Annotated in this window: 19 protein-coding genes, 2 tRNA genes, 2 rRNA genes and 1 pseudogene; 17 read left to right on the plus strand and 7 right to left on the minus strand. The window is 41.5% G+C overall.

Annotation, left to right across the window (positions count from 1 at the left end):
• The first annotated feature begins 29 nt into the window (after window positions 1-29).
• The 9 genes from LXF01_RS00105 to LXF01_RS00145 all read left to right on the plus strand — a co-directional run bounded on the left by LXF01_RS00105 (window position 30) and on the right by LXF01_RS00145 (window position 10,288).
• Window positions 30-106: transfer RNA gene (locus tag LXF01_RS00105), tRNA-Ile, on the plus strand.
• A 74-nt stretch (window positions 107-180) separates the two neighbouring features.
• Window positions 181-256 (plus strand) — tRNA-Ala (locus LXF01_RS00110).
• A 413-nt stretch (window positions 257-669) separates the two neighbouring features.
• Window positions 670-3,563: ribosomal RNA gene (locus tag LXF01_RS00115) — 23S ribosomal RNA — on the plus strand.
• 196 nt (window positions 3,564-3,759) lie between these two features.
• Window positions 3,760-3,874, plus strand: a 5S ribosomal RNA gene (rrf, locus tag LXF01_RS00120).
• Window positions 3,875-4,499: 625 nt separating this feature from the next.
• A complete protein-coding gene (locus LXF01_RS00125) occupies window positions 4,500-5,873 on the plus strand; it encodes an MFS transporter (protein WP_180066004.1) in 1,374 nt (457 codons plus the stop codon).
• 361 nt (window positions 5,874-6,234) lie between these two features.
• Entirely contained in the window at window positions 6,235-7,680 is a 1,446-nt protein-coding gene (locus LXF01_RS00130; protein ID WP_233944765.1) for an aldehyde dehydrogenase family protein, read from the plus strand.
• Window positions 7,681-7,766: 86 nt separating this feature from the next.
• A complete protein-coding gene (locus LXF01_RS00135; protein ID WP_180134003.1) occupies window positions 7,767-8,327 on the plus strand; it encodes a DUF1287 domain-containing protein in 561 nt (186 codons plus the stop codon).
• A gap of 367 nt (window positions 8,328-8,694) precedes the next feature.
• Window positions 8,695-10,179, plus strand: a complete 1,485-nt coding sequence (locus LXF01_RS00140; protein ID WP_180079292.1) for a sodium-dependent transporter — start codon at window positions 8,695-8,697, stop codon at window positions 10,177-10,179.
• Between the two features lies 1 nt (window position 10,180).
• Window positions 10,181-10,288, plus strand: a complete 108-nt coding sequence (locus LXF01_RS00145) for a methionine/alanine import family NSS transporter small subunit (RefSeq protein WP_078191653.1) — start codon at window positions 10,181-10,183, stop codon at window positions 10,286-10,288.
• A 74-nt stretch (window positions 10,289-10,362) separates the two neighbouring features.
• Here the strand turns inward: LXF01_RS00145 and rsmB are convergent, their stop codons facing one another.
• Together rsmB and fmt are read right to left on the minus strand one after the other, a co-directional pair.
• Window positions 10,363-11,670 carry a 16S rRNA (cytosine(967)-C(5))-methyltransferase RsmB gene (gene rsmB / locus LXF01_RS00150; protein ID WP_180131364.1) on the minus strand — a complete coding sequence of 436 codons (1,308 nt, stop codon included), beginning with the start codon at window positions 11,668-11,670 and terminating at the stop codon, window positions 10,363-10,365.
• On the minus strand, window positions 11,670-12,629 hold the full coding sequence (fmt, locus tag LXF01_RS00155) for a methionyl-tRNA formyltransferase (RefSeq protein WP_233944767.1): 960 nt from the start codon (window positions 12,627-12,629) through the stop codon (window positions 11,670-11,672). The genes rsmB and fmt overlap by 1 nt, the downstream gene beginning before the upstream one ends.
• Window positions 12,630-13,066: 437 nt before the next feature.
• Here fmt and ilvD (LXF01_RS00160) point away from each other — a divergent pair, with 437 nt between their 5' ends.
• From ilvD (LXF01_RS00160) to LXF01_RS00185, 6 genes and pseudogenes are all read left to right on the plus strand, one after another.
• Complete coding sequence (gene ilvD / locus LXF01_RS00160; RefSeq protein ID WP_111885144.1) at window positions 13,067-14,896, plus strand: dihydroxy-acid dehydratase; 1,830 nt, start codon at window positions 13,067-13,069, stop codon at window positions 14,894-14,896.
• Window positions 14,897-15,582: 686 nt separating this feature from the next.
• The gene (gene ilvD, locus LXF01_RS00165) at window positions 15,583-17,268 is read left to right on the plus strand and encodes a dihydroxy-acid dehydratase (protein ID WP_233944769.1); all 1,686 of its coding nucleotides are present in this window, start codon (window positions 15,583-15,585) and stop codon (window positions 17,266-17,268) included.
• A gap of 151 nt (window positions 17,269-17,419) precedes the next feature.
• A complete protein-coding gene (locus LXF01_RS00170) occupies window positions 17,420-18,742 on the plus strand; it encodes a hypothetical protein (RefSeq protein ID WP_111885146.1) in 1,323 nt (440 codons plus the stop codon).
• Window positions 18,723-19,010 (plus strand): chorismate mutase, encoded by a 288-nt coding sequence (locus LXF01_RS00175; protein ID WP_078191648.1) that lies wholly within the window; start codon window positions 18,723-18,725, stop codon window positions 19,008-19,010. Before LXF01_RS00170 ends, LXF01_RS00175 begins: the two co-directional genes overlap by 20 nt.
• A 336-nt stretch (window positions 19,011-19,346) precedes the next feature.
• Window positions 19,347-19,475 (plus strand): annotated as a pseudogene (locus LXF01_RS00180) (IS5/IS1182 family transposase); the annotation flags it as partial.
• Window positions 19,476-19,495: 20 nt separating this feature from the next.
• Complete coding sequence (locus LXF01_RS00185; protein ID WP_168417344.1) at window positions 19,496-19,876, plus strand: hypothetical protein; 381 nt, start codon at window positions 19,496-19,498, stop codon at window positions 19,874-19,876.
• Between the two features lie 194 nt (window positions 19,877-20,070).
• Here the strand turns inward: LXF01_RS00185 and nadS are convergent, their stop codons facing one another.
• From nadS to LXF01_RS00200, 3 genes are all read right to left on the minus strand, one after another.
• Window positions 20,071-20,343, minus strand: a complete 273-nt coding sequence (gene nadS, locus LXF01_RS00190) for a NadS family protein (RefSeq protein WP_004676016.1) — start codon at window positions 20,341-20,343, stop codon at window positions 20,071-20,073.
• The gene (locus tag LXF01_RS00195; RefSeq protein ID WP_002126330.1) at window positions 20,336-20,656 is read right to left on the minus strand and encodes a type II toxin-antitoxin system RelE/ParE family toxin; all 321 of its coding nucleotides are present in this window, start codon (window positions 20,654-20,656) and stop codon (window positions 20,336-20,338) included. Before LXF01_RS00195 ends, nadS begins: the two co-directional genes overlap by 8 nt.
• 156 nt (window positions 20,657-20,812) lie before the next feature.
• The gene (locus LXF01_RS00200) at window positions 20,813-21,421 is read right to left on the minus strand and encodes an FMN-dependent NADH-azoreductase (protein ID WP_078194113.1); all 609 of its coding nucleotides are present in this window, start codon (window positions 21,419-21,421) and stop codon (window positions 20,813-20,815) included.
• Window positions 21,422-21,519: 98 nt separating this feature from the next.
• Between LXF01_RS00200 and LXF01_RS00205 the strand changes: the two genes are divergently transcribed.
• Together LXF01_RS00205 and LXF01_RS00210 are read left to right on the plus strand one after the other, a co-directional pair.
• A complete protein-coding gene (locus LXF01_RS00205; RefSeq protein WP_233944771.1) occupies window positions 21,520-22,431 on the plus strand; it encodes a LysR family transcriptional regulator in 912 nt (303 codons plus the stop codon).
• Window positions 22,432-22,810: 379 nt separating this feature from the next.
• Complete coding sequence (locus LXF01_RS00210) at window positions 22,811-23,548, plus strand: sulfite exporter TauE/SafE family protein (RefSeq protein WP_180049573.1); 738 nt, start codon at window positions 22,811-22,813, stop codon at window positions 23,546-23,548.
• Between the two features lie 9 nt (window positions 23,549-23,557).
• Here the strand turns inward: LXF01_RS00210 and LXF01_RS00215 are convergent, their stop codons facing one another.
• Both LXF01_RS00215 and LXF01_RS00220 read right to left on the minus strand, forming a co-directional pair.
• Entirely contained in the window at window positions 23,558-24,460 is a 903-nt protein-coding gene (locus LXF01_RS00215) for a LysR substrate-binding domain-containing protein (RefSeq protein ID WP_233944772.1), read from the minus strand.
• Window positions 24,461-24,575: 115 nt separating this feature from the next.
• Window positions 24,576-25,880, minus strand: a complete 1,305-nt coding sequence (locus LXF01_RS00220) for a solute carrier family 23 protein (RefSeq protein ID WP_180090300.1) — start codon at window positions 25,878-25,880, stop codon at window positions 24,576-24,578.
• Window positions 25,881-26,041: the final 161 nt, after the last annotated feature.

Consider the following 26,041-nt stretch of genomic DNA (forward strand, 5'->3'; position numbering starts at 1 on the left):
CAAGTTGTTCTTCATGACGATGTATCTGAGGGTCTGTAGCTCAGTTGGTTAGAGCACACGCTTGATAAGCGTGGGGTCACAAGTTCAAGTCTTGTCAGACCCACCATTCTGACTAACGAAGTATTTGAATAAAATACGGAAGCAAACAGAGAATCAGAAACATTGACTTATTGATAAGCTGGGGACTTAGCTTAGTTGGTAGAGCGCCTGCTTTGCACGCAGGAGGTCAGGAGTTCGACTCTCCTAGTCTCCACCATACATTCCTTCGGAATGTATAAAGAACGAAGCTAAAATAAACAATCAAATGATTGTTAGCTTAGTCCTTAAGCGATCAAGTGTTTAGGTTATAGAGCTTAGCAACAAAGTAGCGTATGATTCGCTTCATTGTTATTAAGCTCTGTGATTTATCACAGTTTCCTGACCTGACGAAGGCTGGAAAAATCATTAACAGAATATATTTGAGTTGAAATAATTTGTTCATACTCGTTTGATTTAACCTAACAAGCAATTGTGAAAGTTGAATGAAATGAGTTACTAGCGAAATTAACTGAATCAAGCGTTTTGGTATATGAATCTAATTGAAGCTGTACAGTGATTAAATTCACGAAGCTCTAAACTGTAATGTTGGTTGATCTACTTGTAGGATCAAACGACTGTTTGGGGTTGTATAGTCAAGTAATTAAGTGCATGTGGTGGATGCCTTGGCAGTCAGAGGCGATGAAAGACGTAATAGCCTGCGATAAGCTCCGGGGAGGCGGCAAATATCCTGTGATCCGGAGATTTCTGAATGGGGAAACCCACCCGCTATAAGGCTGGTATCATAAACTGAATACATAGGTTTATGAGGCGAACGAGGGGAAGTGAAACATCTCAGTACCCTTAGGAAAAGAAATCAATTGAGATTCCCTCAGTAGCGGCGAGCGAACGGGGAAAAGCCCATTAAGTTATCTAAGCTTTAGTGGAACGCTCTGGGAAGTGCGACCATAGTAGGTGATAGTCCTGTACACGAAAGGGCTTAGATAATGATGTCGAGTAGGGCGAGGCACGTGAAACCTTGTCTGAATATGGGGGGACCATCCTCCAAGGCTAAATACTCCTGACTGACCGATAGTGAACCAGTACCGTGAGGGAAAGGCGAAAAGAACCCCTGTGAGGGGAGTGAAATAGATCCTGAAACCGCATGCATACAAGCAGTGGGAGCCAACTTGTTTGGTGACTGCGTACCTTTTGTATAATGGGTCAGCGACTTACATTCAGTAGCAAGGTTAACCGATTAGGGGAGCCGTAGAGAAATCGAGTCTTAATAGGGCGTTTAGTTGCTGGGTGTAGACCCGAAACCGGGTGATCTATCCATGAGCAGGTTGAAGGTTGGGTAACACTAACTGGAGGACCGAACCCACTGTCGTTGAAAAGCCAGGGGATGACTTGTGGATAGGGGTGAAAGGCTAATCAAACTCGGTGATAGCTGGTTCTCCCCGAAAGCTATTTAGGTAGCGCCTCGGACGAATACCATTGGGGGTAGAGCACTGTTTCGGCTAGGGGGTCATCCCGACTTACCAAACCGATGCAAACTCCGAATACCAATGAGTACTATCCGGGAGACAGACTGCGGGTGCTAACGTCCGTAGTCAAGAGGAAAACAATCCAGACCGCCAGCTAAGGCCCCAAAATTATAGTTAAGTGGGAAACGATGTGGGAAGGCATAGACAGCTAGGAGGTTGGCTTAGAAGCAGCCACCCTTTAAAGAAAGCGTAATAGCTCACTAGTCGAGTCGGCCTGCGCGGAAGATGTAACGGGGCTAAAACTATATGCCGAAGCTGCGGATTTACACATAAGTGTAAGTGGTAGGGGAGCGTTCTGTAAGCCGATGAAGGTGGATTGAGAAGTCTGCTGGAGGTATCAGAAGTGCGAATGCTGACGTGAGTAACGACAAAACGGGTGAAAAACCCGTTCGCTGAAAGACCAAGGGTTCCAGTCCAACGTTAATCGGGGCTGGGTGAGTCGACCCCTAAGGCGAGGCCGAGAGGCGTAGTCGATGGGAAATTGGTTAATATTCCAATACTTCAGTGTAATGCGATGAGAGGACGGAGAAGGTTAAGTCAGCCTGGCGTTGGTTGTCCAGGTGAAAGGAAGTAGGCATGTATCTTAGGCAAATCCGGGGTACTCTATGCTGAGATCTGACAGCAAGCTGTACTTGTACAGTGAAGTGGCTGATACCATACTTCCAGGAAAAGTCTCTAAGCTTCAGTTACACTGGAATCGTACCCGAAACCGACACAGGTGGTCAGGTCGAGTAGACCAAAGCGCTTGAGAGAACTCTGCTGAAGGAACTAGGCAAAATGGTACCGTAACTTCGGGAGAAGGTACGCTGCTTTTGGTGATGGAACTTGCTTCCTGAGCTGAGAGCAGCCACAGAAACCAGGCCCCTGCAACTGTTTATTAAAAACATAGCACTCTGCAAACACGAAAGTGGACGTATAGGGTGTGATGCCTGCCCGGTGCTGGAAGGTTAATTGATGGGGTTAGCGTAAGCGAAGCTCTTGATCGAAGCCCCAGTAAACGGCGGCCGTAACTATAACGGTCCTAAGGTAGCGAAATTCCTTGTCGGGTAAGTTCCGACCTGCACGAATGGCATAATGATGGGGGCGCTGTCTCCAGCAGAGGCTCAGTGAAATCGAAATCGCCGTGAAGATGCGGTGTACCCGCGGCTAGACGGAAAGACCCCGTGAACCTTTACTGCAGCTTGACATTGAACTTTGATCTTACTTGTGTAGGATAGGTGGGAGGCTTTGAAACCGAGACGCTAGTTTCGGTGGAGCCAATCTTGAAATACCACCCTGGTAATATTGAGGTTCTAACTCTGCTCCATGATCTGGAGCGAGGACCATGTCTGGTGGGTAGTTTGACTGGGGCGGTCTCCTCCTAAAGAGTAACGGAGGAGTACGAAGGTGCGCTCAGCGTGGTCGGAAATCACGCGTAGAGTATAAAGGCAAAAGCGCGCTTAACTGCGAGACCCACAAGTCGAGCAGGTACGAAAGTAGGTCTTAGTGATCCGGTGGTTCTGTATGGAAGGGCCATCGCTCAACGGATAAAAGGTACTCTGGGGATAACAGGCTGATACCGCCCAAGAGTTCATATCGACGGCGGTGTTTGGCACCTCGATGTCGGCTCATCTCATCCTGGGGCTGAAGCAGGTCCCAAGGGTATGGCTGTTCGCCATTTAAAGAGGTACGCGAGCTGGGTTTAGAACGTCGTGAGACAGTTCGGTCCCTATCTACCGTGGGCGCTGGAAATTTGAGAGGATCTGCTCCTAGTACGAGAGGACCAGAGTGGACGAACCTCTGGTGTACCGGTTGTGACGCCAGTCGCATCGCCGGGTAGCTATGTTCGGAAGGGATAACCGCTGAAAGCATCTAAGCGGGAAGCCTACCTCAAGATAAGATTTCCCTTGGACTTTATGTCCACTAAAGAGCCGTTGAAGACTACGACGTTGATAGGTTGGATGTGGAAGTGCGGTGACGCATGAAGCTGACCAATACTAATTGCTCGTGAGGCTTGACTATACAACACCCAAACAGTTGTATGTAAAGCATCAATTGATTCACATATAATCAATCAAACTTGATTTAGTTGAAAAGCTAGATAAAATGAACACCTTAAATTAACTCAAGTACTTCTGTTAATAACTCATTTGGTAGAAAACTTAGCACGAAGAGCACTGCTCTGAGATTAGACTAAGCAAGTATCCATAACAGTTGTGCTGGCGACAATAGCAAGAGTGAACCACCTGATCCCTTCCCGAACTCAGAAGTGAAACCTCTTAGCGCTGATGGTAGTGTGGGGTTACCCATGTGAGAGTAAGTCATCGCCAGCTCATTATTCGAAACACCCCCTTCAAAGCGAAGGGGGTGTTTTTTTATGCCGGGAAGGAAAAGAGGGAAGAAGAAAAGCAGTAGGATAAAACTGGAAAATGAGAAAATTATTGATAGATTGAGGCTTGAATTATCTAAACATGGATGATTATTAGACAAAAAACGCATTCAAAAATGATTAATCAGGAGAATTACTAGCTTAAAATGCCGGAAAATCTGAATGTAAGTCAGCTAAAACAACAGTTTAAATGCTTAATTATCGACTTAAGTGATGGCTGATGACTTATGATTTAGAAATCTACGACTTAGATCGTAGAACTGCGATTTTTTTCTATAAAATTTGAGTTTTATTCTGACAATTTTCATATCAAATAATCTATCGTCTGATTGTGATTTAGCTTCTAATAACACATTGATAATTAATCATTATTAAAACTAGACCCGCAGTCCATCGACTTTTTTATGTATAAATATTTCAAAAATATTCGAGTTTTTATGACATTTTATTCCCAAATGACATAGATATATCTGAAAGGTATGGATCTATACCTTTGTAATTTTGGACAATTTACATTGAAAAACGGCATTGTAGCGAAAAATAAAACTCACAATTGGAGGTGAGGTTCAATGTCTGCAAGCACAATGAATGTGAATAGCGTTGTCGATAACGCTAAGTTCACAAAATCGCATTTCAGCATCATGATGTGGTGTCTAATTCTTATTTTATTTGATGGTTACGACTTAGCGATCAATGGTGTTGCGCTGCCTTTATTGATGAAAGACTGGGGATTAACAGCTGTTCAAGCAGGTATGCTAGCGAGTACAGCACTTGCAGGGATGATGTTTGGTGCCATGATGTTTGGTACTTTGGCTGATAAGATTGGCCGTAAAAAAGTCATCATGATCTGTGTATTTTTATTCAGTACATTCACATTTTTAGGTGGTTTTGCATCAAATCCTACGGAATTTGGTGCTTTACGTTTTATTGCTGGACTTGGCATTGGTGGAGTATTACCGAACCTTGTGGCATTGACGTCTGAATATGCACCTAAGCATCTACGCAGTACTTTAGTGACCACTATGTTCAGTGGTTATGCAATGGGTGGCATCATGGCCGCTCTATTTGGTTCATGGTTTACTGCGGATTATGGCTGGCAAATCATGTTCTTCATTGCGGGTATTCCACTGTTACTGTTGCCGTTTGCTTGGAAATTTTTACCTGAATCGCTCACATTTTTGGTGAAGGTGAATCGTCACGATGAAGCTCGTAGGATGATTCAAACCATTGCACCAGAGCAAACGGTGACTGCAAATACTCAACTTGAACTGACTGAAGTTGCTGTTCCGGGTGGAGCGTCTGTTAGAGCGTTGTATAAGCAAGGTCGTGGCATAAGTACGATGTTGTTTTGGCTATGCTTTTTTATGTGCCTATTAACGCTTTATGCATTAGGCAGTTGGTTACCAAAACTAATGATGGCCGCAGGTTATTCATTAGGTAGCAGTTTGACGTTCCTATTGGCGATGAATATTGGTGCGGTAATTGGTACGATTGGCGGCGGTATTTTAGCGGATAAGTTCCATTTAAAACCGGTGATCATTACATTATGTCTGGCAGGTGCTGTGGCATTATCTTTACTCGGCTTTAATTCTCCACAGCCTGTGATCTACCTTTTGGTTGCAGTCGCAGGTGCATCGGCGATTGGTTCTCAAATCTTACTCTATAGCTATGTTGCACAGTATTATCCGCTGTCTGTTCGTTCGACAGGAATTGGTTGGGCATCTGCTGTGGGGCGTACAGGTGCGATTGTTGGTCCGATTCTGATCGGCTATTTATTATCACAAGAATTGCCACATCAAATTAATTTTATGGCTGTGGGAATTCCAGTAGTCATCGCAGCGATTGCAGTGTTCTTTATTCGCAAAGCGCAAACGGATGAAGAAGTTGCCGCTTTAGAAAATGTGAATAAGGCTTCAGTGAAAACACAGCGTTCGTATAGTTAAAACATAGATTTAAAAAAGCCCGTCATTTGATGGGCTTTTTTTGTGTTGTATTCACATTTTATATTATTAATTTAGTTTTGAAGAATTTATTAATATTATGATAAATAATGAGATTTTTTATTTTAAACCGCTTTTCTAATTTAATGTCATTGTTATATAGAGACTCAATCATCGTTTTTTCAGTGCAAGCATAGATCTGAAAATAGGGATGGTATTCAGGGCAATTAGGTAGCTGAGTTTGACGCTTGTGGTTCATTTTGTTACTTAAATATAGTGAACTCTGTGTTCAGTCAGCGCATGATAGAGGGCATAGATTTATTCACATTTATCAATAATGTCTCAAGATCATGGAAATATCGTCATGTCCAAAGCCGTACAAGATATAAAAGATTATCCGCTCTATGTTGCAGGTAAAGCAGCGACTACCGATCAGTGGTTAGAAGTGAATCATAAATATACCCAAGACGTATATGCACGCGTTGCACTCGCAGATGCTGCAACCATTGAAAAAGCCATTGATTCAGCGGTTAAATCTAGCGCTGCAATGGTGGCATTGGAACCTTTTCAAAAACAAAAAATCTTACTGCACTGTGTTAAACGTTTTAATGAAATGCGTGCAGAATTGACTGAAATTTTAATTGCGGAAGGTGGAAAACCGCGTAAAGCCGCAGCTGCTGAAGTTGAACGTTTAATCAATACCTTTCAAATTGCTGCCGATGCTGTCACACAGATGGATGATGGTCGCATGATCCCATTGGCGGTTACTGCAGCGGCATCTGGATATCAAGGTATGGTCAAACATGTGCCGATAGGCCCTGTATCGTTGATCAGCCCGTTTAATTTTCCGATCAATCTTACTGCGCATAAAATTGCACCTGCCATTGCCGCAGGCTGTCCATTTGTGTTGAAACCTGCAAGTTTGACGCCTATTTCAGCTTTAAAAATTGCGGAAGTTTTAGCAGAAACGGATTTACCTAAAGGTGCTTTTTCAGTTTTACCTTGTCCACGTGAACATGCAGATGTCTTGGTAACAGATGACCGATTTAAACTGCTCAGCTTTACCGGTTCCGATGTTGTCGGCTGGGATATGAAAGCGCGTGCGGGGCGTAAAAAAGTGACTTTGGAACTCGGTGGCAACGCTGCTGTATTGGTTGAGCCTGATACTGAAATTTCAGCGGCATTTATTGAACGCTTAGTCAGTGGGGCGTATAACCATGCAGGGCAGGTGTGTATTAGCGTACAACGCATCTTGGTGCATGCTGATATCTATGCAGAGGTGAAGAAAAAACTCGTGGCGAGAATGAAGGAGCTTAAAGCGGCTGATCCTCATTTGGAAAGCACCATGGTCGGTCCAATGATTAAGGAAGCAGAAGCAACACGCGTGCATAAATGGGTCGATAAAGCAGTAAAAAAAGGTGCCAAAGCATTGGTTCGTGGTGAACATCAGGGGGCTTTGCTCGATCCAATTTTATTAGAAAATGTCGATGAATCGCTAGAAGTGTATAAAGATGAAATCTTTGGCCCTGTAGCGATTTTAGAGAAATACAAAAACTTTGAAAAAGGTATCGCCAAAATTAATAGCAGCCGTTTTGGTTTACAGGCGGGCATCTATACGCAAAATTTGAATAAAATGTTGTATGCGTGGAATCACTTAGAGGTCGGTGGAGTGATTATTAATGACATTCCATCTTTCCGTGTTGATAACATGCCATATGGTGGCGTAAAAGATTCTGGCTTAGGCCGTGAAGGAATTCAGTCTGCCATTCGAGATATGCAAGAAGAACGCGTATTGGCGATAAAACTGTAGCAGTTTAAACTTGGGCTTGGTTCAGTATGGATCTGTTCGAAGCCCATTTTTTAATCATTTCAAAAACCTAAAGTGCATAAGAAAAAATGAAAAGAATTTTATTATTGGTCAGTTTGATGACCGTGAATATGGCTGTCTTTGCCTTTAACGCCACTCAAATGGTGACGGATGCACGCAGTCAGATTGGGAAAACCTTATATTATGATCCTGCGTATACTGCACTGCGTTATCCGATGGGAGATGTCCCTTTAATCAAGGGTGTTTGTACCGACGTGGTAATTCGTGCATTACGACAGCAAGGAATTGATTTACAACAAGCCATTCATGAAGATATGAAAGCCAATTTTAAGCAGTATCCACAAAAATGGGGCTTAAAAAGTACTGATAAAAATATTGATCATCGGCGTGTTCCCAATATTCAAACCTGGATGCTACGTCAGGGCTTTGTTGTCAAAGATAAGCAGTATTTGGCCGGAGATATTGTCACTTGGGACTTAGGGCGTGGTTTAGTGCATATCGGTGTGGTTTCAGATCGTAAAGTGAAAGCTAGCGGTGTTCCGCTGATTATCCATAATATTGGAGAGGGCACACAGGAAGAAGATATTTTGCATGCCTATCAAATTACCGGACATTATCGAGTGAAATAACTTTAAAAATTTAATTGGAAATAAAATATTCCTAAAAGTTATATTATTGATAACTTAAATTGTATGAAAAATAAGCTGATTAAATGAACATTTAAGCCTAAACACATTATAAAAATGGAATATTTTCCGTAGAAATTACAGAAAAACTTAAAAAAAGTGAGTATTGTTAATTCATACAAAGGGAAAGTTATTTGTGGTGTTTTTAACCAAAATGCGCATGTGATTTTTCTGTTTGCAATTTGGTATAGACGCTCACAAGGTATCTCACCAGATCAAACACCCAGAATTTTATTTTTATGGTTCTTTTTTTGCTCGCGATATAACCATAACAAGCAGCAGTTAAAGATGCCTGAGGTTTAGGTGTTCTATGTCAGATAATCGTGAAAACTGGTCGGCACGATCAGGATTTATCATTGCCGCTATTGGTTCCGCTGTAGGTTTGGGAAACATTTGGCGTTTCCCTTACGTGGCATATGAAAATGGTGGCGGTGCATTTTTAATTCCCTATTTAATTGCAATTTTTGCAGCGGGTTTGCCTTTATTATTCTTAGATTATGCAGTGGGACATAAATTCCGAAAAGCTCCGCCAACTGCATATAAAAAACTTATGAACAGTGAGGCATTAGGTTGGTGGCAAGTGATGGTGACACTCATCATCGGGATCTACTATGCCAGCGTATTGTCATGGGCCGGCAGTTATATTTTCTACTCAATCGGTCAAAAATGGGGTGAAGATACGCAAGGCTTCTTCTTTAATACCTACTTGCAAAATGCCGATGGAATTGCCTTTGGTTTTGTACCGACCTTATTTTTTGGATTGGTGATTGTTTGGGCGATTACCATGTTCATTTTATATGGTGGTGTGAAGAAGGGTGTAGAGCTTTCGAATAAAATCTTTATTCCATTGTTGGTGATTTTGTTCTCGATTTTGGTGATTCAAGCGGTACGTTTACCGGGTGCTACAGAAGGTTTAAATGCATTCTTTACGCCAAACTGGGATGCGATGACTGACTATAAAGTATGGTTAGCAGCCTTTGGTCATATCTTCTTCTCGTTATCGATTGGTTTCGGGATCATGTTGACCTATGCGTCTTACTTAAAGGCAAAAACCAACTTGACCGGTTCAGGTGTAGTCGTTGCATTAGCCAACTCATCATTTGAAATTTTAGCGGGTATTGGTATTTTTGCGGCATTGGGCTTTATGGCGCATAGTGCGGGCGTACCTGTAAATGAAGTGGTTTCAGGCGGTATTGGTCTTGCGTTTATTGCTTTCCCGAAAATCATTTCGAGCTTAGGTGCTGGCGGCGATTTATTTGGTTTCTTGTTCTTCTCGTCACTGGCTGTAGCAGGGATCACCTCAATGGTGAGTATTTTGGAAGTGCCAATTGCGTCGTTCCAAGATAAATTCGGCTGGTCACGTAAAAAAGCTGTAACGATTGTTGCGGGTGGTTCTGCCATTGTATCGACCTTAATTTTCTCAACCCACAGTGCGATTACTTTCGTTGACATCATTGACTACTTCGCCAATAACATTGGTATCGTAGCGGGTGGTTTGTTCTCGATTATCTTGGTGTCTTGGTTCCGTCGTCCATTGCTTGCGCAATTACGTAATCATGTGAATCAATATTCAAGTATCAAATTGGGCTTTGGTTGGAACTTCTTATTAACGGTTGTTACTCCGCTTTCATTATTAGTAGCTTTAGGCTTAACCATTAAAGACGTTGCATCTAAAGGCTATGGTGGTTATCCAGTTGACGTGTTATTGCCTGTAGCCGGTTTAGTCATTGCGATCTTTGTGCTTGGTGCGATTGTATTTAGTTGCATGAAAGACAAAAACCCTGAGGAGAAATAACATGAATACATCTGCATTAATCATGATGATCATTTCAATTGTTTTGCTTTGGGGCGGTTTGATCTTAGCGTCGATCCATTTAGCAAAACATCCAGATGAAGAAGATTAAGCTTCATCGTTGATAAAAAAGGAACCCGAGGGTTCCTTTTTTATGTGGTACTAAAAAGCAAATTCTATTGTAGATTAAGCTGTTTTTTGAATGAGGCAGTAGAAGAAGCCATCGCCATAACCCACTTTCGGGAACAATTGACGACCATGAATTTGTTCAACACCCCAATCCGCTTCAATTTTAATTTCTTGGGCATCGGCATGATTGGCAAAGAACTCAACCATTTGCTGTTCATTTTCAGCTTTTAAAATCGAGCATGTGATGTAAAGCAGCGTGCCGCCGACTTTAAGCTGCTTCCACATGTTTTCCAAAATTTGTTTTTGTAACACTACAGTTTTTGCAATGTCGCCCGATTGACGTAGTAAACGAATATCAGGATGACGACGCATTACACCGACAGCAGTACATGGCGCATCGAGCACGATACAATCAGCAAGTTCAGGAGCAGTATAGGTGATGGCATCGGCAGTCTGAATTTCAACATGTTTACCATCGAGATCCAAACGATCAAGGTTTTCAACCACGCGTTTCAGACGCTTTTCATCTTGATCCAGTGCAATGAGTTTCTTCGGTTGGAAAGTCTCTAAAATATGTGCGGTTTTACCACCCGGTGCAGCACAAGCATCAATCACAAATTTACCATCGAGATTTGGTAATAGTGTTGCACACAGTTGAGCATGTTCATCTTGTACCGAAAAACCACCTGCTTCAAAGCCCGGTAAACTTGGAATATGTAGGCTTTCGTCCATCACAATACCGACATTAGAGAGTTCACAGCGATGTGCATCGATGCCTTCATCTTCCAAAATATCGAGGTATTCGTCACGGCTGACTTGGCGTGTATTAACACGTAAAGTCAGTGGTGCAATTTGCTTAAGCTCATAACTAAGTTCATCAAATTGTTCGCCCCAGTCTTTTTTCAGACGTTTGGTTAACCAACTTGGTAAATTGGTGGCTTGTTCAAGTACGTCGTAGAACTGTTCTGTTTCACGTGTTGCACGGCGCAAAATTGCGTTGATTAAGCCACTTAGACTTCCCATACCCAATTGTTTTGCAGCTTCCACCGTTTCAGAAATTGCAGCATGAGCTGCGACACGGGTACATAACAATTGGTATAAACCGAGGTATAAACAGGTTTCAACCACTTGGTTATCTACCGGTTTAGACAGTAATGGTAAAGTCAATTGTTTCAATGCATACCATTGACGTAAACAACCGAGCACCAATTCATGGAATAACGCACGGTCTTTATCTGACACGATATTCATTTGCTGCGCGAGTACCGATTGCAGCGATTGACCATTTTGGACAGCCAATAACGTCTTCACTACCTGAGCACGTAAATTAAGGTCTCGGGTCGAGGCGTTGGGAGATTGCTTCATTATAAAATTTGTCCAATAGTCAATTTTTGGGTTTGTAAAATTTGTACAGGGTTGAGTGGTTTAGCACCCGGCCATTGTAAAGAGGTCAAAATAATCACGCTGCCATTGGCACAGGCAACGTGTATGCCTTTTTTGTCGATGGCAATGATTTCACCTGCTTGAGCGTTCGGTGCAGACACAGCAGAAAGTTTAGAATGCCAGACACGTAAGTTGTTTTGTTCATCCAACTGAATAAATGCTACCGGCCACGGATTAAAGGCGCGAATATTACGATCGATTTGTACGGCATCGATGGACCAATCAATTTTTGCTTCGGCTTTTGAAAGCTTATGTGCATAAACTGTTAATGCTTCGTCTTGGACTTCACGGCTGTCTAAATATTGCTGCAATGTTTGTTCAGTGTCTAAAACGGCAGTAATTGCAGTTGCACCTTGCTGTGCAAGTTTGTCATGCAAAGTTGCAGAGGTATCCGTTGCTTCAATCGGGCAGATGGTTTTATACATCATGTCGCCTGTATCGAGTCCGGCTGCCATTTTCATAATGGTGACACCTGTTTCAATATCACCTGTTGCGATGGCACGTTGAATCGGTGCTGCACCACGCCAACGTGGCAGCAATGAACCATGAATATTCAGGCAACCATATTTCGGGGTATCTAGCACGACTTGCGGCAAGATCAAACCATAGGCTGCAACCACCATAACATCGGCATTTAAGGCCTTTAATTCCGCCTGTGCGGCTAAACCTTCTTCAGTCGATGATTTGAAATGAAGGGGTTGGTAAACAGGAATATGGTGCTCTAAAGCCAATTGCTTTACGGCAGAAGCTGTGAGTTTTTGTCCACGTCCAGCTTTGCGGTCAGGTTGAGTGTATACCGCAACAATTTCATGTTGTGTGTTGAGCAAAGCAGCTAGTGCTGTTGCGGCAAATTCTGGCGTACCGGCAAAGATGATTTTCAAAATGAATGAACCGAATCTGTGTTGAATATGTGGATTATAGCAAATGATTAATGCGTAATTTAGAACATTAGAAATTGATTTTTGCAACTTTGAAGCTGTCCAAGCTCAATGATTTCATAACCCAAAATCGCAAATTTGCAATTTTAAAATAAATTATATTTATATAAAATTTAAAAATTATTCATGAAAGTTTTGTATTGTGCAGCCATTGATGGCGGTATAGTAGATTTCAGTTAAAAGATTTTTGTCGTCAAATCACTCGGTTTTATTTATAGACCCATCTGCCCAAATCTCAGCTTAAAAAGCCATCTTTAAAAACAATGGCTTGGTGTATGATAGGTTTAAAATTCGACTGATTTTACATCATTGTCAGTATGATTTAGCCAGAGTGAATCTGTAGGATTCATTTCAAGCTCAAACTTTGTTGGAAATATAAAATGCCTGACTATCGTTCAAAAACATCGACACACGGAAGAAATATGGCGGGTGCGCGCGGCTTATGGCGCGCAACTGGTATGAAAGATGAAGACTTCGGTAAACCAATTATTGCCGTCGTGAACTCATTTACTCAATTTGTACCGGGTCACGTTCATCTTAAAGACCTTGGTCAACTCGTGGCGCGTCAAATTGAGCAAGCAGGCGGTGTAGCTAAAGAGTTCAATACCATTGCAGTCGATGACGGTATTGCGATGGGCCATGACGGTATGCTGTATTCATTGCCTTCACGTGACTTGATTGCAGACTCAGTAGAATACATGGTGAGCGCGCACTGTGCCGATGCCATGGTATGTATTTCCAACTGTGACAAAATTACCCCAGGGATGTTGATGGCGGCAATGCGCTTGAATATTCCAGTGGTATTTGTCTCGGGCGGTCCAATGGAAGCGGGTAAAGTTAAAATCCGTGGTAACGACAAAGCCATCGACTTGATTGATGCCATGATTGTAGCTGCAGATGACAACTATACCGATGAAGAAGTTGCTGAATACGAACGTTCTGCATGCCCAACTTGCGGTTCATGCTCAGGTATGTTCACCGCAAACTCAATGAACTGCTTAACAGAAGCATTGGGTCTGTCTTTACCGGGCAACGGTTCTACACTGGCAACACATGCAAACCGTAAAAAATTATTCGAACGCGCAGGCTCTTTAATTGTTGAATTGGCTAAACGTCATTATGAACAAGATGATTACAGCGTATTGCCACGTGAAATGGTGACCAAAGCCTCGTATGAAAATGCAATGACTTTAGACATCGCGATGGGTGGTTCAACCAATACCGTTCTACACTTGTTGGCTGCAGCCAATGAAGCTGGCGTTGATTTCACGATGGACGACATTGACCGTTTATCTCGTAAAGTGCCTGTACTCTGTAAAGTTGCACCTGCGAAAAACGACGTACATATGGAAGATGTACACCGTGCTGGCGGTATCATGTCCATTCTCGGTGAATTAGACCGTGCAGGCTTATTGGACACATCTGTGGGTACTGTTCACGAAGCAAGCTTAAAAGATGCTTTAGATAAATGGGACATTATCCGTACTGAAAATGAAGACGTTTACCAATTCTTCCGTTCAGCACCAGGCGGTGTACCAACGCAAACTGCATTCTCACAAGATCGATATTACCAACGTTTAGATGGCGACCGTGAAAATGGCGTGATCCGTAATGCTGAACATGCGTTCTCGAAAGATGGTGGCTTAGCTGTGCTTTACGGCAACATTGCACTCGATGGTTGTATCGTAAAAACTGCGGGTGTAGATGATTCAATCTTGAAATTCAACGGTACTGCACGTGTGTTTGAAAGCCAAGATTCAGCAGTAGAGGCGATCTTGGGTAATGAAATCAAAGCCGGTGATGTGGTTGTGATTCGCTATGAAGGCCCACGTGGTGGTCCGGGTATGCAAGAAATGTTGTACCCAACCAGCTACCTGAAATCGAAAGGTCTAGGCAAAGAATGTGCGTTATTGACTGACGGTCGTTTCTCTGGCGGTTCATCAGGCCTGTCAATTGGTCACGTTTCACCTGAAGCAGCAGAAGGCGGTGCAATTGGTTTGGTGGAAGATGGCGATTTAATCGAAATTGATATTCCAAACCGTACCATCAACCTTGCTGTTGATGAAGCAACCATGGCCGCTCGCCGTGCAGCGCAAGAAGCCAAAGGTTGGCATCCAGTTGAAGAGCGTCCACGCAAAATTTCGAAAGCATTGAAAGCCTATGCAATGCATACTACGAGTGCGGCGAAAGGCGCAGTACGTGAAATCTAAGCTTTAGATTTCTAAATAGAAAAGCACTCCTAATGGGGTGCTTTTTAAATTTCCATCTACATAACTTGTAATGGATAAGAGGAAACGTCATCCGCAACTGTCTGAGGCAAACGGTAATTTAAAAGTGAATGTTTCTGCGATCATTTTTTTAGTTGCAAACAGTTGCCGAGTTTTGCGGATGACAAATGGTTTTGGTTGCTTTTGCCGAAACAAAAGTAACATACGTGCTCCGAAAATTAGCTTTTATAGGATAAGACTCCGCTGTAATCAGCTTTTAAATGAAATAATGGGACAATAATTCTAAGTTATAGATTTCTTAATCTGATTGAAAATAATGTTTCTTGAAGCAACTAAATAAAATTTAATAATTAGTGGATGTCATTAAAATTCTAAAAAGACAGCCTCGAATAGTAGCTATAATTTATATGGCTTTGTGTAGGCAATCCCTTACTTTTGAAAGATCAAAAGTAACAAAAATCTTTTGTTCTCCTGATATTGCATCCCTGCCATACAGGAAAACAGCGACATCCATGTCGCTTTGTCATGTGATTGAATGGTATTGCATGCGCTAAAAATCTCTTTTGTTGAGATGTAATTTCTTTTACATACCGAGCGCTTTCTATACAATAAATTTAAAAGAACCCGCCAAAGCTGAAGCCAAAATCAGCCATCGCCAAGGAACAACAATGAGTAAAAATAATATCCGCGAACATTCTGCTCCTGTTTATGAAGGCATAGAGAATGCGCCTGCACGTTCCATGATGCGTGCCACAGGCTTCCAAGATGCTGACTTTAAGCGCCCATTTATAGGCATCGCCTCGACTTGGGCCAATGTCACGCCGTGTAATATGCATATTGATGGCTTGGCGCGTAAAGCTGAAAGCGGGGTGAATGCTGCAGGCGGTAAAGGCATTATTTTTAATACCATCACCATTTCTGACGGCATTTCCAACGGTACAGAAGGCATGAAGTATTCATTGCTATCGCGGGAAATCATTGCCGATTCCATTGAAGCTGTGGTGGGCTGTCAGGCCTATGATGGCGTAATTGCCATAGGCGGCTGCGACAAGAATATGCCAGGCTGTATCATGGGTTTGGCGCGATTAAACCGTCCGGGCCTGTTTATTTATGGTGGCACCATCAAACCCGGAGCAGGGCATACCGACATGATTTCGGTATTTGAAGCAGTTGGTCAGCACGCCAAAGGCGAAATTAATGAAATTCAGGTCAAGCAGATTGAAGAAGTCGCGCTGCCGGGGCCGGGTTCGTGCGGTGGTATGTATACGGCCAATTCGATGGCTTCAGCGATTGAAGCACTGGGCATGAGCTTGCCCGGGTCTTCAGCACAGGAAGCGGTATCCGCGGATAAAATTGCCGACTGCCAGCGCGCAGGTGAAGCCGTGATGAACCTGCTGCGTTTAGATATTAAGCCGCGTGACATTATGACCAAAGCCGCTTTTGAAAACTCGATTAAAGTGCTAATTGCCTTAGGTGGGTCAACCAATGGCGTACTGCATTTGATTGCCATGGCGCATACCGCAGGTGTGGAACTCTCTTTGGATGATTTTGTGCGCATCGGTAAAGATATTCCTGTGGTGGCCGATGTGCGTCCATCGGGTAAATATTTAATGTCGGAACTGATCGCCATTGGCGGCATTCAACCGCTAATGAAGCGCATGCTGGATGCAGGTATGCTCGATGGTTCTTGCCTGACGGTCACAGGCAAAACTTTGGCAGAAAACTTAGCCGATGTAGCAGACTATCCTGCAGGTCAGCAAATTATTCTGCCGTTTGATGCACCGATCAAAAAGGATTCGCACTTAGTAGTGCTCAAAGGCAATTTATCACCGACAGGTGCGGTGGCTAAAATTACCGGTAAAGAAGGGCTGTATTTTGAGGGGCCTGCGCGGGTATTTGAGGGTGAGCAGGGTGCCATGCGCGGTATTTTAGATGGCGAAGTACAAGAAGGTGAAGTGGTGGTGATCCGCGGTGTTGGGCCGAAAGGCGGGCCGGGTATGCCTGAAATGCTGAAACCGACTTCAGCGATTATTGGTAAAGGTCTAGGCAAATCCGTCGCACTGTTGACTGATGGACGTTTCTCGGGCGGCAGCCATGGTTTTGTGATTGGTCATGTGACACCAGAAGCCTATGAAGGCGGCCCAATTGGCTTGGTCAAAAACGGCGATAAAATTTCAATTAACGCTGAAACTCGTGAAATGACGTGGCATGTGGCAGAGGATGAAATTTCTGCACGTCGCGCGGCCTGGGTCAAACCGAAACCCAACTATACCCACGGCGCTTTGGCTAAATTTGCCAAGTTGACCTCTGGTGCGGAAAAAGGTGCGGTGACTGACCTAAATCTAGACGTCTAATCCATTGTTAAGCATTGAACATTCAGCCCTGACTTGATATAAGTTTTGCACAAGGCTTATATCTCATTTAAAACAGCTTCATAATAGAAGTTGACTTTAAGTATGTGCTGGCAGTGCTCAGTACAATTCATCATTTTGAGGCAAAAAACGCATGTCACTGTTACGCCGTTGGTTCGATCCAATCCGATCGAGTTGGTTTTATCAGAAACCGACCCGACAAGCGGTGTTACCCACGGAACAAGGTCTGAGTGTTTATCTTCGACTGGATGATGTTTATAGCTATTTGGCTGCGCAGCAACTGCCTCAATTAGAAGAAATTCTCAGTGATGAAATTAAACCACTAAAAGTGATTATTTGTCGTCAGAGTGCTGAACCTCCAAATCAAATGTCATCGATAGAATGGCAACAATATTGTCTGAATGATGCCCAAATTTTAGCGCGGCAGCATCGTTTTAGTTTTCATGAAACACCTGAACAACCGACCGCTGAAGCTTTAGAACAAGCCGAAATTATTCTAAAAAATACGCCATTACGCGGCCAAGACTTTCTTTATTTACTTGAAGATGTGTTCCACATGTTGTGGCAAAAGCAGTATGGCAAGCTGAGAACACTGTACGCGATGGCCAGCCGTCATCATAAAGCGCAAGATTTTCCAGAACGGATCTTTTCTGACTTAGCAATTTTGACGGGGTATTTTGAATTTGGCGAACGTAAGTACCATGCTGTAGATGATTTACTGCGTTTAACGCGCCGTTTAAAACAACAAAAACTCCTGACAGATAACCCGATCTTTATGATCAATCATATTGAATGGCGTGAGCACCTGATCAGTGATGCAGAAGAGTTGAATGAAATTCAGGGGCTCGATCCTGAGCTTGATCTCTACATCGCGATGGAAGATCCGATTTCATGGTTACTGTTGGCTTATATTCGTGAGGAATTGGCGGACTATTATAATATTCAGCTGAATGTGTATCCATTGTCGTATCACGGTCGAGATTTATTTGACTGGAGTTTGGCAACACGTCTGTCTAAACGGACCGAAGTTAAGTTCACACCATTTTGCCGGCCTACAGAAGCTGCGACATTAGCTATGTCACAGCTTTACTACAGTGCACCTGAAGAGCAGCGTATTGATGTGATGTATCGCATTTTGGAAGCCGTATGGACCAAAGGGCGTGATTTATCCTTCAAAGCACATTTTCAGGCCTTACAGTATGAGTTAGAGATTTCTGAACTGACTACTAACGATATTGCTGAAAAATTAAAAGAAAATGATATGCACTGTGAGATGAAGTCACAGCCCGATTTTCCTGTTTTAGAATTACGTATTGCAGGTCAAAGCTATGTATTTAATAGCTTATACCGCGTTTGGATGATTGAAAGTATTTTCAGTAATGTGTTAGAAGAGAAGTATAAAAGTGAAAACACCGCTGAAAGTGAAGCCAGAGAAGATGAAGAAAGAAAAAGTTGAGTCATTAGAGCAAGCCCGCGCACAGATTGATGTGATTGATCAGGGGATTATTGAGCTCATTGCTGCACGTCAGTTTTATGTCGATCAAGCGGTGCGTTTTAAGCGTTCAGTACAGGATGTTCAATCACCAGAACGTGTCGAAGCGGTGATAAGTAAAATTCGTCTACAAGCCACAGAGCACGGTGTAAATGCAGATATTGTGGAACGTTTATACCGCGATATGATTCAGCATTTTATTCAACGTGAGTTGAAAGAGATTCGTCCATAGTTGGGACCGATTTGAATTTCGTATAAGAGATTTTATGTTAAATAGATTCGATTAGGTGTTTATCTCTATACATCGTAATTTCAGCCTCCATTATAAAACTCAATAAATTCTGAGTTTATGCACGAGTCGTGGTGCCGTACATGATTTTGAACTATTCAAACGCCATTTAAATCAGATTCCTGCAGGGTGTTTTCTCCTTATAAGGGCTACCAAGTGATCTATACCGTGTATCCAAATAGTCTATTGCCATTAAAAGCAAAAAAGCACTGTAGACTAGAGCCTGAGCTAAAACTTTATAACTAAGAAATCAATAAAAGAAGAATTGGAATTGAGCATGTATTTGGGATTTTGAAAACCTTCAAAATTCTTGCTTAACGATATCGCAACCGTGGTAAAAGACTGGGATTAAGATTCAATTTAATTGCAGGAATCTATAATTTGGAACTGAGTAAAAATGACTTATGAAAAAGCTTTAATGGTGTTTTATGGAATCTAATAAAGGTTATCCTCGTTTTTATATTTTTGCTTGTTTAACTCTAATTCCTGTTGTGTATTTTGGTTATTTTGCCAAGGAGTATTTTCTTATGGAAAAAGCAAGAGAATATAAAATAAAAAATAAAGTAAATGTGGGATGTTTGTTTTTGGAGAAAAAATATCAAACTAAACATGGGATTGATAAGTTTGAGGTAAATATTGATGGTAATAAATATTTGCTGAGCGATGTTGTTGTTAAAGGTTTTCCATTTAAAAAAAAATATTATAATTTTCAAAAAGAAATTAGTAATGAAAAAGCTTGTTATAGGGTTTCCTATGTAAAGGTTAAAATTCTATTTTTTGAACGGAGTTTTATTTATGATTTAGAATAGACCTCTTAAATTGGTTAAAATTTAAATATTATTCAATTATATTTTATAATGATTTAGCTAATAAAAAATTAGATAAAAGCCATACTTTCGCAAGGGGTCTATTAATTTGAATGTTAACTTACCCTAAATTAACATAATACACGTTATACGAATTCAAAAAATGGGAGCTAAGCTCCCATTTTTAATGCATTTTTTTAAATAAGACTAGGATGTGCATCTAAAATTCGAATCAATGTTGCTGCTGGTCCTGTTGGATAGCGTCGGCCTTGTTCCCAGTTTTGCAGAGTACGATGGCTAATGTGGAGACGTGCTGCAAATTCGCTTTGACTTAAACCAGTTTTTTCTCGCACTTCCTTAATATCTGGTAATTCAAGTTCGGTCGTTCGACTAGCTTGGATCTCTTTGCGCTTGATTGCTCCTGCTTCTTTAATCGAAGCAACTAAGTCATCAAATAAGTTGTTATCCATGAAATTGCTCCTTCACGAGTTGGCGCAGAATGGCGGTTTCTTTATCCGTTAGATTATCTTTTACAGATTTTGGATAAGCCACCAAGAAAAAGATTTGATCATCCTCATTTACCCAATAGTAAATTACTCTGATACCGCCACTTTTGCCTTTATTACCTTGAGCACAACGTACTTTTCGAATGCCACCGCCATTCTTGATTAAGTCACCTTTATCTGGCTGAACCAATAGATCTTGTTGAAGTTGACGATATTCCTCATCAGATACAAGGTCTTTGATTTGCTTGGTAAAGATACTGGTTTCAATGAATAACATAGATTCTGTGTACGTCAATGGCGTACAAGTATTCTAGCAGTTTCCACATCAAAAAACGAGAGCTGCTGCTCTCGTTTCGTATAACCGCCATTATGTTAAATAGGAACCTTAGAACAATAGAAAATTATAATTTCATTGCCATAAGGAAGAATACACTTACAATCCTACGTTCGTTTGTAAAGCAATTTGCTGTGAAGCTAATTCAAGTGCTTTAGATTTCCCTAATGGTTTAATATCAGTGCCTTCAGCATATATAAAATCTACCTTATCAATACCAATTAATCCTAATACTGCTATTAAATATGCTGTAACAGCATCTGTTGGAAGATCTTGATGAAAACCACCACGTGAACTAAAGATAATTGATTTAACACCTTTAATTAATCCTACGGGTGCGGTTTCTGTATATTGAAAAGTTACTCGTGCTCGTGCAATTAAGTCGAACCAGTTTTTTAATTGGGTTGGTACATTTAAGTTATACATTGGTGCTGCAATCAATAATAGATCACAATCTTTCAGCTCTTGAATAAATTGATCAGAGAGAGCTACTGCTGCTTTTACCTCAGGTTTTTCATTCGCCTCTCCACGTAAGGCATTAAATATCTCTAAGTTTAATACTGGTAAGTTCATAGCTCCTAGATCATGTTCAATTATTTGGTCAACATAACCACTTTGCTTACGTCTATATAAATATTTATTAATGAGCTGATTACTTAGAGATTTTTCCTGCATAAAACTAGATTTGATAACTAAAATTCTGTTCATAGTAAGGTTCCTAATATGAATTTTAATTAGATTATCATTGATAAATTGGATACAAAAGTGATAATAAATCAACTCATTGATTCCCAATTGGAACTAATATGCGTGTTAATGATCTGAAAAGTTTGATGGCATTTATTAGTGTTGTTGAACAAGGAAGTTTTACTAAAGCATCAGAAAAATTACATCTGACTCGTTCCGCTGTCAGTAAGATGATTTCAAAGCTTGAGGTACAGCTCGGAGTAGTACTTTTTAACAGAGATACACGTCATTTAGCTCTCACAGAAGAAGGTAGTATTTTCTATGAACATAGCCAGCGGGCTGTACAAGAAATATTAATAGCTGAGACATTATTTGAAAGTAATAATCAAAATATTCAGGGAATGATACGTATCTCTATGCCTGTATTATTTGGACAAAAGTTCATAGTTCCGATATTAAGAGACTTAGCAGATGAACATCAAAATTTGAATATGGTTCTTTCTTTTAATGATCGTTATATTGATTTAATTGAAGATAATTATGACCTAGTGATAAGAATTGGTAATTTAGAAGATAATAGTCAATTAATGGTTAAAAAGATTTCTGAGCATGCAATGTGGCTCTGTGCCACACCTGAATATTTAAAAAGATACCAGGTTCCTGAGAGCATCAAAGATTTAGATAACCATCAGACTATTGGATATTTGAAAAATGGGCAGCTTGAAAAGTGGATATTTCAAAGTTCTCATCATAAAACTATGAAATATTTGCCAAAAAATAAAGTTCAAATGGATGACATAAAAAGCATATTAGATTATGTACTAATGCATGGAGGAATTGGTTGGTTACCTTCCTGGTTGATTCAAGAATATATACAAAGTGGTCAATTAATACACCTACTTACTAACTATTCAAGTACTAACTATCCTATTCAAATTGTATGGAAAAGATCAAATTTCTTACCAATACGTGTTCGTACTACCATTGATAAAATAGCTTCATCAATACAAAAAGATAGCGTCATTAAATAAGATTTATAAGAGAGGAATTCTAAATTGATAGTAATACAAAATCTTTCTAGTTTAATTTTTAAACACGGATTTATTAAGCTTTCCTAAAATTAACATAATACACGTTATACGAAATTCTTGAAATTTTCCTATAAGTATCAATATTTTATTAAAAACCGTTCTAGTAAACAGCATATTGGAACGGTTTTTATATCACTATTCCACCAATACGCTTATAACTTATTCGAAATCAAAAGAGTTTGTTTAGCCCATCTACGCTATCTGCTTTAGACGCTATAACCTAGCCTCAACTTTTTATTGAGGCTCTATTCCAAAAACACTGATTTTTCAAAGTGCCTGAATTGCATAGCATAGAGCCAATTTTTCAGCGAGTTTCGCCATGATTTGGTTCGTCATCACAGTTTTTGCAATCGCAGGTCTAATTAAAGGCACGATTGGGTTAGGCCTGCCTGCGGTATCGATGGGCTTACTCACCATGGTGATCAGTCCATTTCAGGCAGCCACGTTATTGATCATTCCATCTATGGTCACCAACTTTTGGCAACTATTTGCCGAAGGGCAGGTGCTGCGCCTCATTCAACGCTTTTGGCCCTTATTACTCGGCATCATCGTTGGTTCAATTTGGAGTATTTTTCCAACTTTAGGACATGGTGAATTTAAAAGTGAAGCTTTACTGGGGGGCATGTTGGCACTATACGGACTGTATGGGCTTTGTGCGAAAAGCTTGCCGAACTTTGCACCACATGAAAAATGGCTATCTCCAATGATCGGTTATCTCGGTGGAGCGCTGACTGTAGCTACAGGTGTAGTGGTGATCCCGGTAGTACCATATTTGCAAGGTTTGCAGCTCAAACGCGATGATCTTGTACAGTCACTCGGTTTGGCCTTTACCACATCAACCATTTGTTTGGCAGTGTTCTTACAGCAAAATCCTGTGGAAGATCTTCCGATTGATTATGCCATGTCAGCCATGGCACTGATTCCTGCGCTCATTGGGATGTGGGCAGGGAAAAAAATCCGTTACCGCATTCCAGAACAAAAATTCCGTAAGGTGTTTTTTATCGGGTTGATTGCCCTCGGTAGCTATATGATGCTGCACCAGTTTGGCGTGATTTAAAGCCTAGACTTAGCCATCTAAAGTAGATTTTTGTGACAGTAGAAACTGACTGAAATGCTGATAATTTAAAGGTAAATCATCAAAATTACGTGCGGTGAGGAGCAGTTTTCGATTGGCCCATTTACCGCTGAGCTCAACTTGGGCAAAGGCATACAAACTGATTAATCGTTGGGCCGCACGTTTTGGCATGATGGCAACGCCCACACCATTCGCTATCACTTGCGCGATCGCGGCAAAATTCGGCAAACGCAGCCGATACTGAATTTCACAGCCGAATAATTTGGCTTGTGCCTCGATCGATTGTTGCAAGGAATGATATTGCATCAAACCGACAAAGGGATAATTTAAAATCTCTGCGGGTTTGACGCTAGATATCGAGGCCAATTCATGAGTTATAGGACAAATCAGCACCAACGGATCATCTGCAAACTCAAGCGTTTGTAGTTGTTCAGATTTAAAGAAACCTGAAATTAAGCCTAGTTGTGCATTACCTTGCTCTATCGCTGCAATGATGTCTTTAGACTCGGCTTCATGCAGCTCAATTTGTGTGTTGGGATTTTCTAGCAAATAACGTGGTAACAAGACCGGTAAATATTCACTTTGTGCAGATGAATTACACCATAAGGTCATATTGGAACTTAGCCCATGGGCAAAGGGCAGCATCGCGTGTTCTAATTGTTGCCCCTCACCTAAGATGCGCTGTGCATGTTCAACCAAGGTTTGACCGGCAAGAGTCAGTTTGACCCCTTTGGCTTGGCGAGTGAACAGGGCGGTGCGGTAATGCTGTTCGAGTTTTTTAATCCGTTCACTGGCTGCTTGTAGCGAGATGGCAGAACGAGCAGCGCCTTTGGTCAGACTGCCGCTGTCTACAATGTGCAGCACCAATTGAAGGTCGAACAAATCCAGTCGCATATGGTGTATTCCTTGGCTAATGCCTTATCTTACCGAAAGAGCAGCTATAAAAAAAAGCGACCTTTCGGCCGCTTTTCAAATGAATGTTGTATTCTTTTTTAAATGCTTTGGAGGCTTATTCTGATTTATCGCCCAAGCTAAAGAACCAATTCAAAATCAGCGCTGCAAATGTAGCAGTACCAATACCACCTAAGTTGAAGTTACCGAATTGAAGTGCAAAGTCACCTGTACCTAAAATAATCGTGACTGCTGCCACCATCAGGTTTTTATTTTTTGAGAAATCGACTTTGTTTTCAATCCAAATTTTCGCACCTGCAATGGTAATTAGACCAAATACAACAATCGATGCACCTGTCAAAATGGCTTGCGGAATGGTATGAATAATCGCACCAAACTTTGGAGAAAGACCAAGGAAGATGGCGAATACACCTGCAAATACAAACACGATGGTCGAGTAAACACGCGTTACTGCCATCACACCAATATTTTCGCCATAAGTGGTCATACCCGGACCGCCGACACCGCCTGAAAGTGTAGTTGCAACACCATCTGCAACAAAGGCTTTACCAATGTGCGGATCAAGATTTTCACCTGTCATCGCGCCTACAGCTTTGATGTGGCCAAGGTTTTCTGCAACCAAAATCAACGCAATCGGTGCAATGATGAGCATGGCATTGAAGTCAAAGACGGGTGAATGGAAGTGCGGAACACCAAACCAAGCCGCTTCTTGTACGGGAACGAAATTGATTGGTGTACCATGACCCATCACATTGGAAATGATGTAATACACCAAATATGCCAGTAATAGACCGACCAACAGCAATAAGCGTTGTAACAAGCCCTTCGTGAACACTGCAATCGAACCCATACACAGTACAGTGACTAATGCCATCCACATATTAAAGTTGTTGCCTGCAACCCCTTTAATAGTCACAGGAGCTAGGTTCAGACCAATGATCATCACCACTGCACCTGTAACGACAGGTGGCATGAGTTTTTCAATCCAACGGGTACCCGTTGCCATCACGATAAAACCAAAAATGGCATATAAAATACCGCAGGCCATAATCCCGCCAGCAGCCAATGCGATATTGGCATTTGCTGCGCCAGTACCTGACGCTGCATAACCGGTTGCCGCGATCACCACACCAATAAAGGCAAAACTAGAGCCTAAATAACTTGGTACACGACCACCTGTCATAAAGAAGAACAGGATGGTACAGATCCCCGACATTAAAATCGCAAGGTTGGCATCAAAGCCCATCAAAAATGGCGCAAGGACAGTTGCACCAAACATTGCAAAGGCATGTTGTATCCCCAATACAACACTTTGCACCGGAGGTAGGTACTCATTTGTACCTACAGGACGTGCATCAATATTGCCTTCGTACGGGCGCCATTTGGGAAACCAATTGGACATAAAATGAGCACTCAATAGATAAATTGTGCACATCATACTCTTGTTTTTTAGAAGATTTAATCTCTTTTAAAAATATTTTGTTCAAACTAATTACATGACTTTACATGTAAATTTACCAAATGGTAAAAGTTTTAAGGGTGTAAAAAAGGCATTAAATCATG

The organism is Acinetobacter sp. SH20PTE14, assembly GCF_021391555.1.
Classification (GTDB): domain Bacteria; phylum Pseudomonadota; class Gammaproteobacteria; order Pseudomonadales; family Moraxellaceae; genus Acinetobacter; species Acinetobacter amyesii.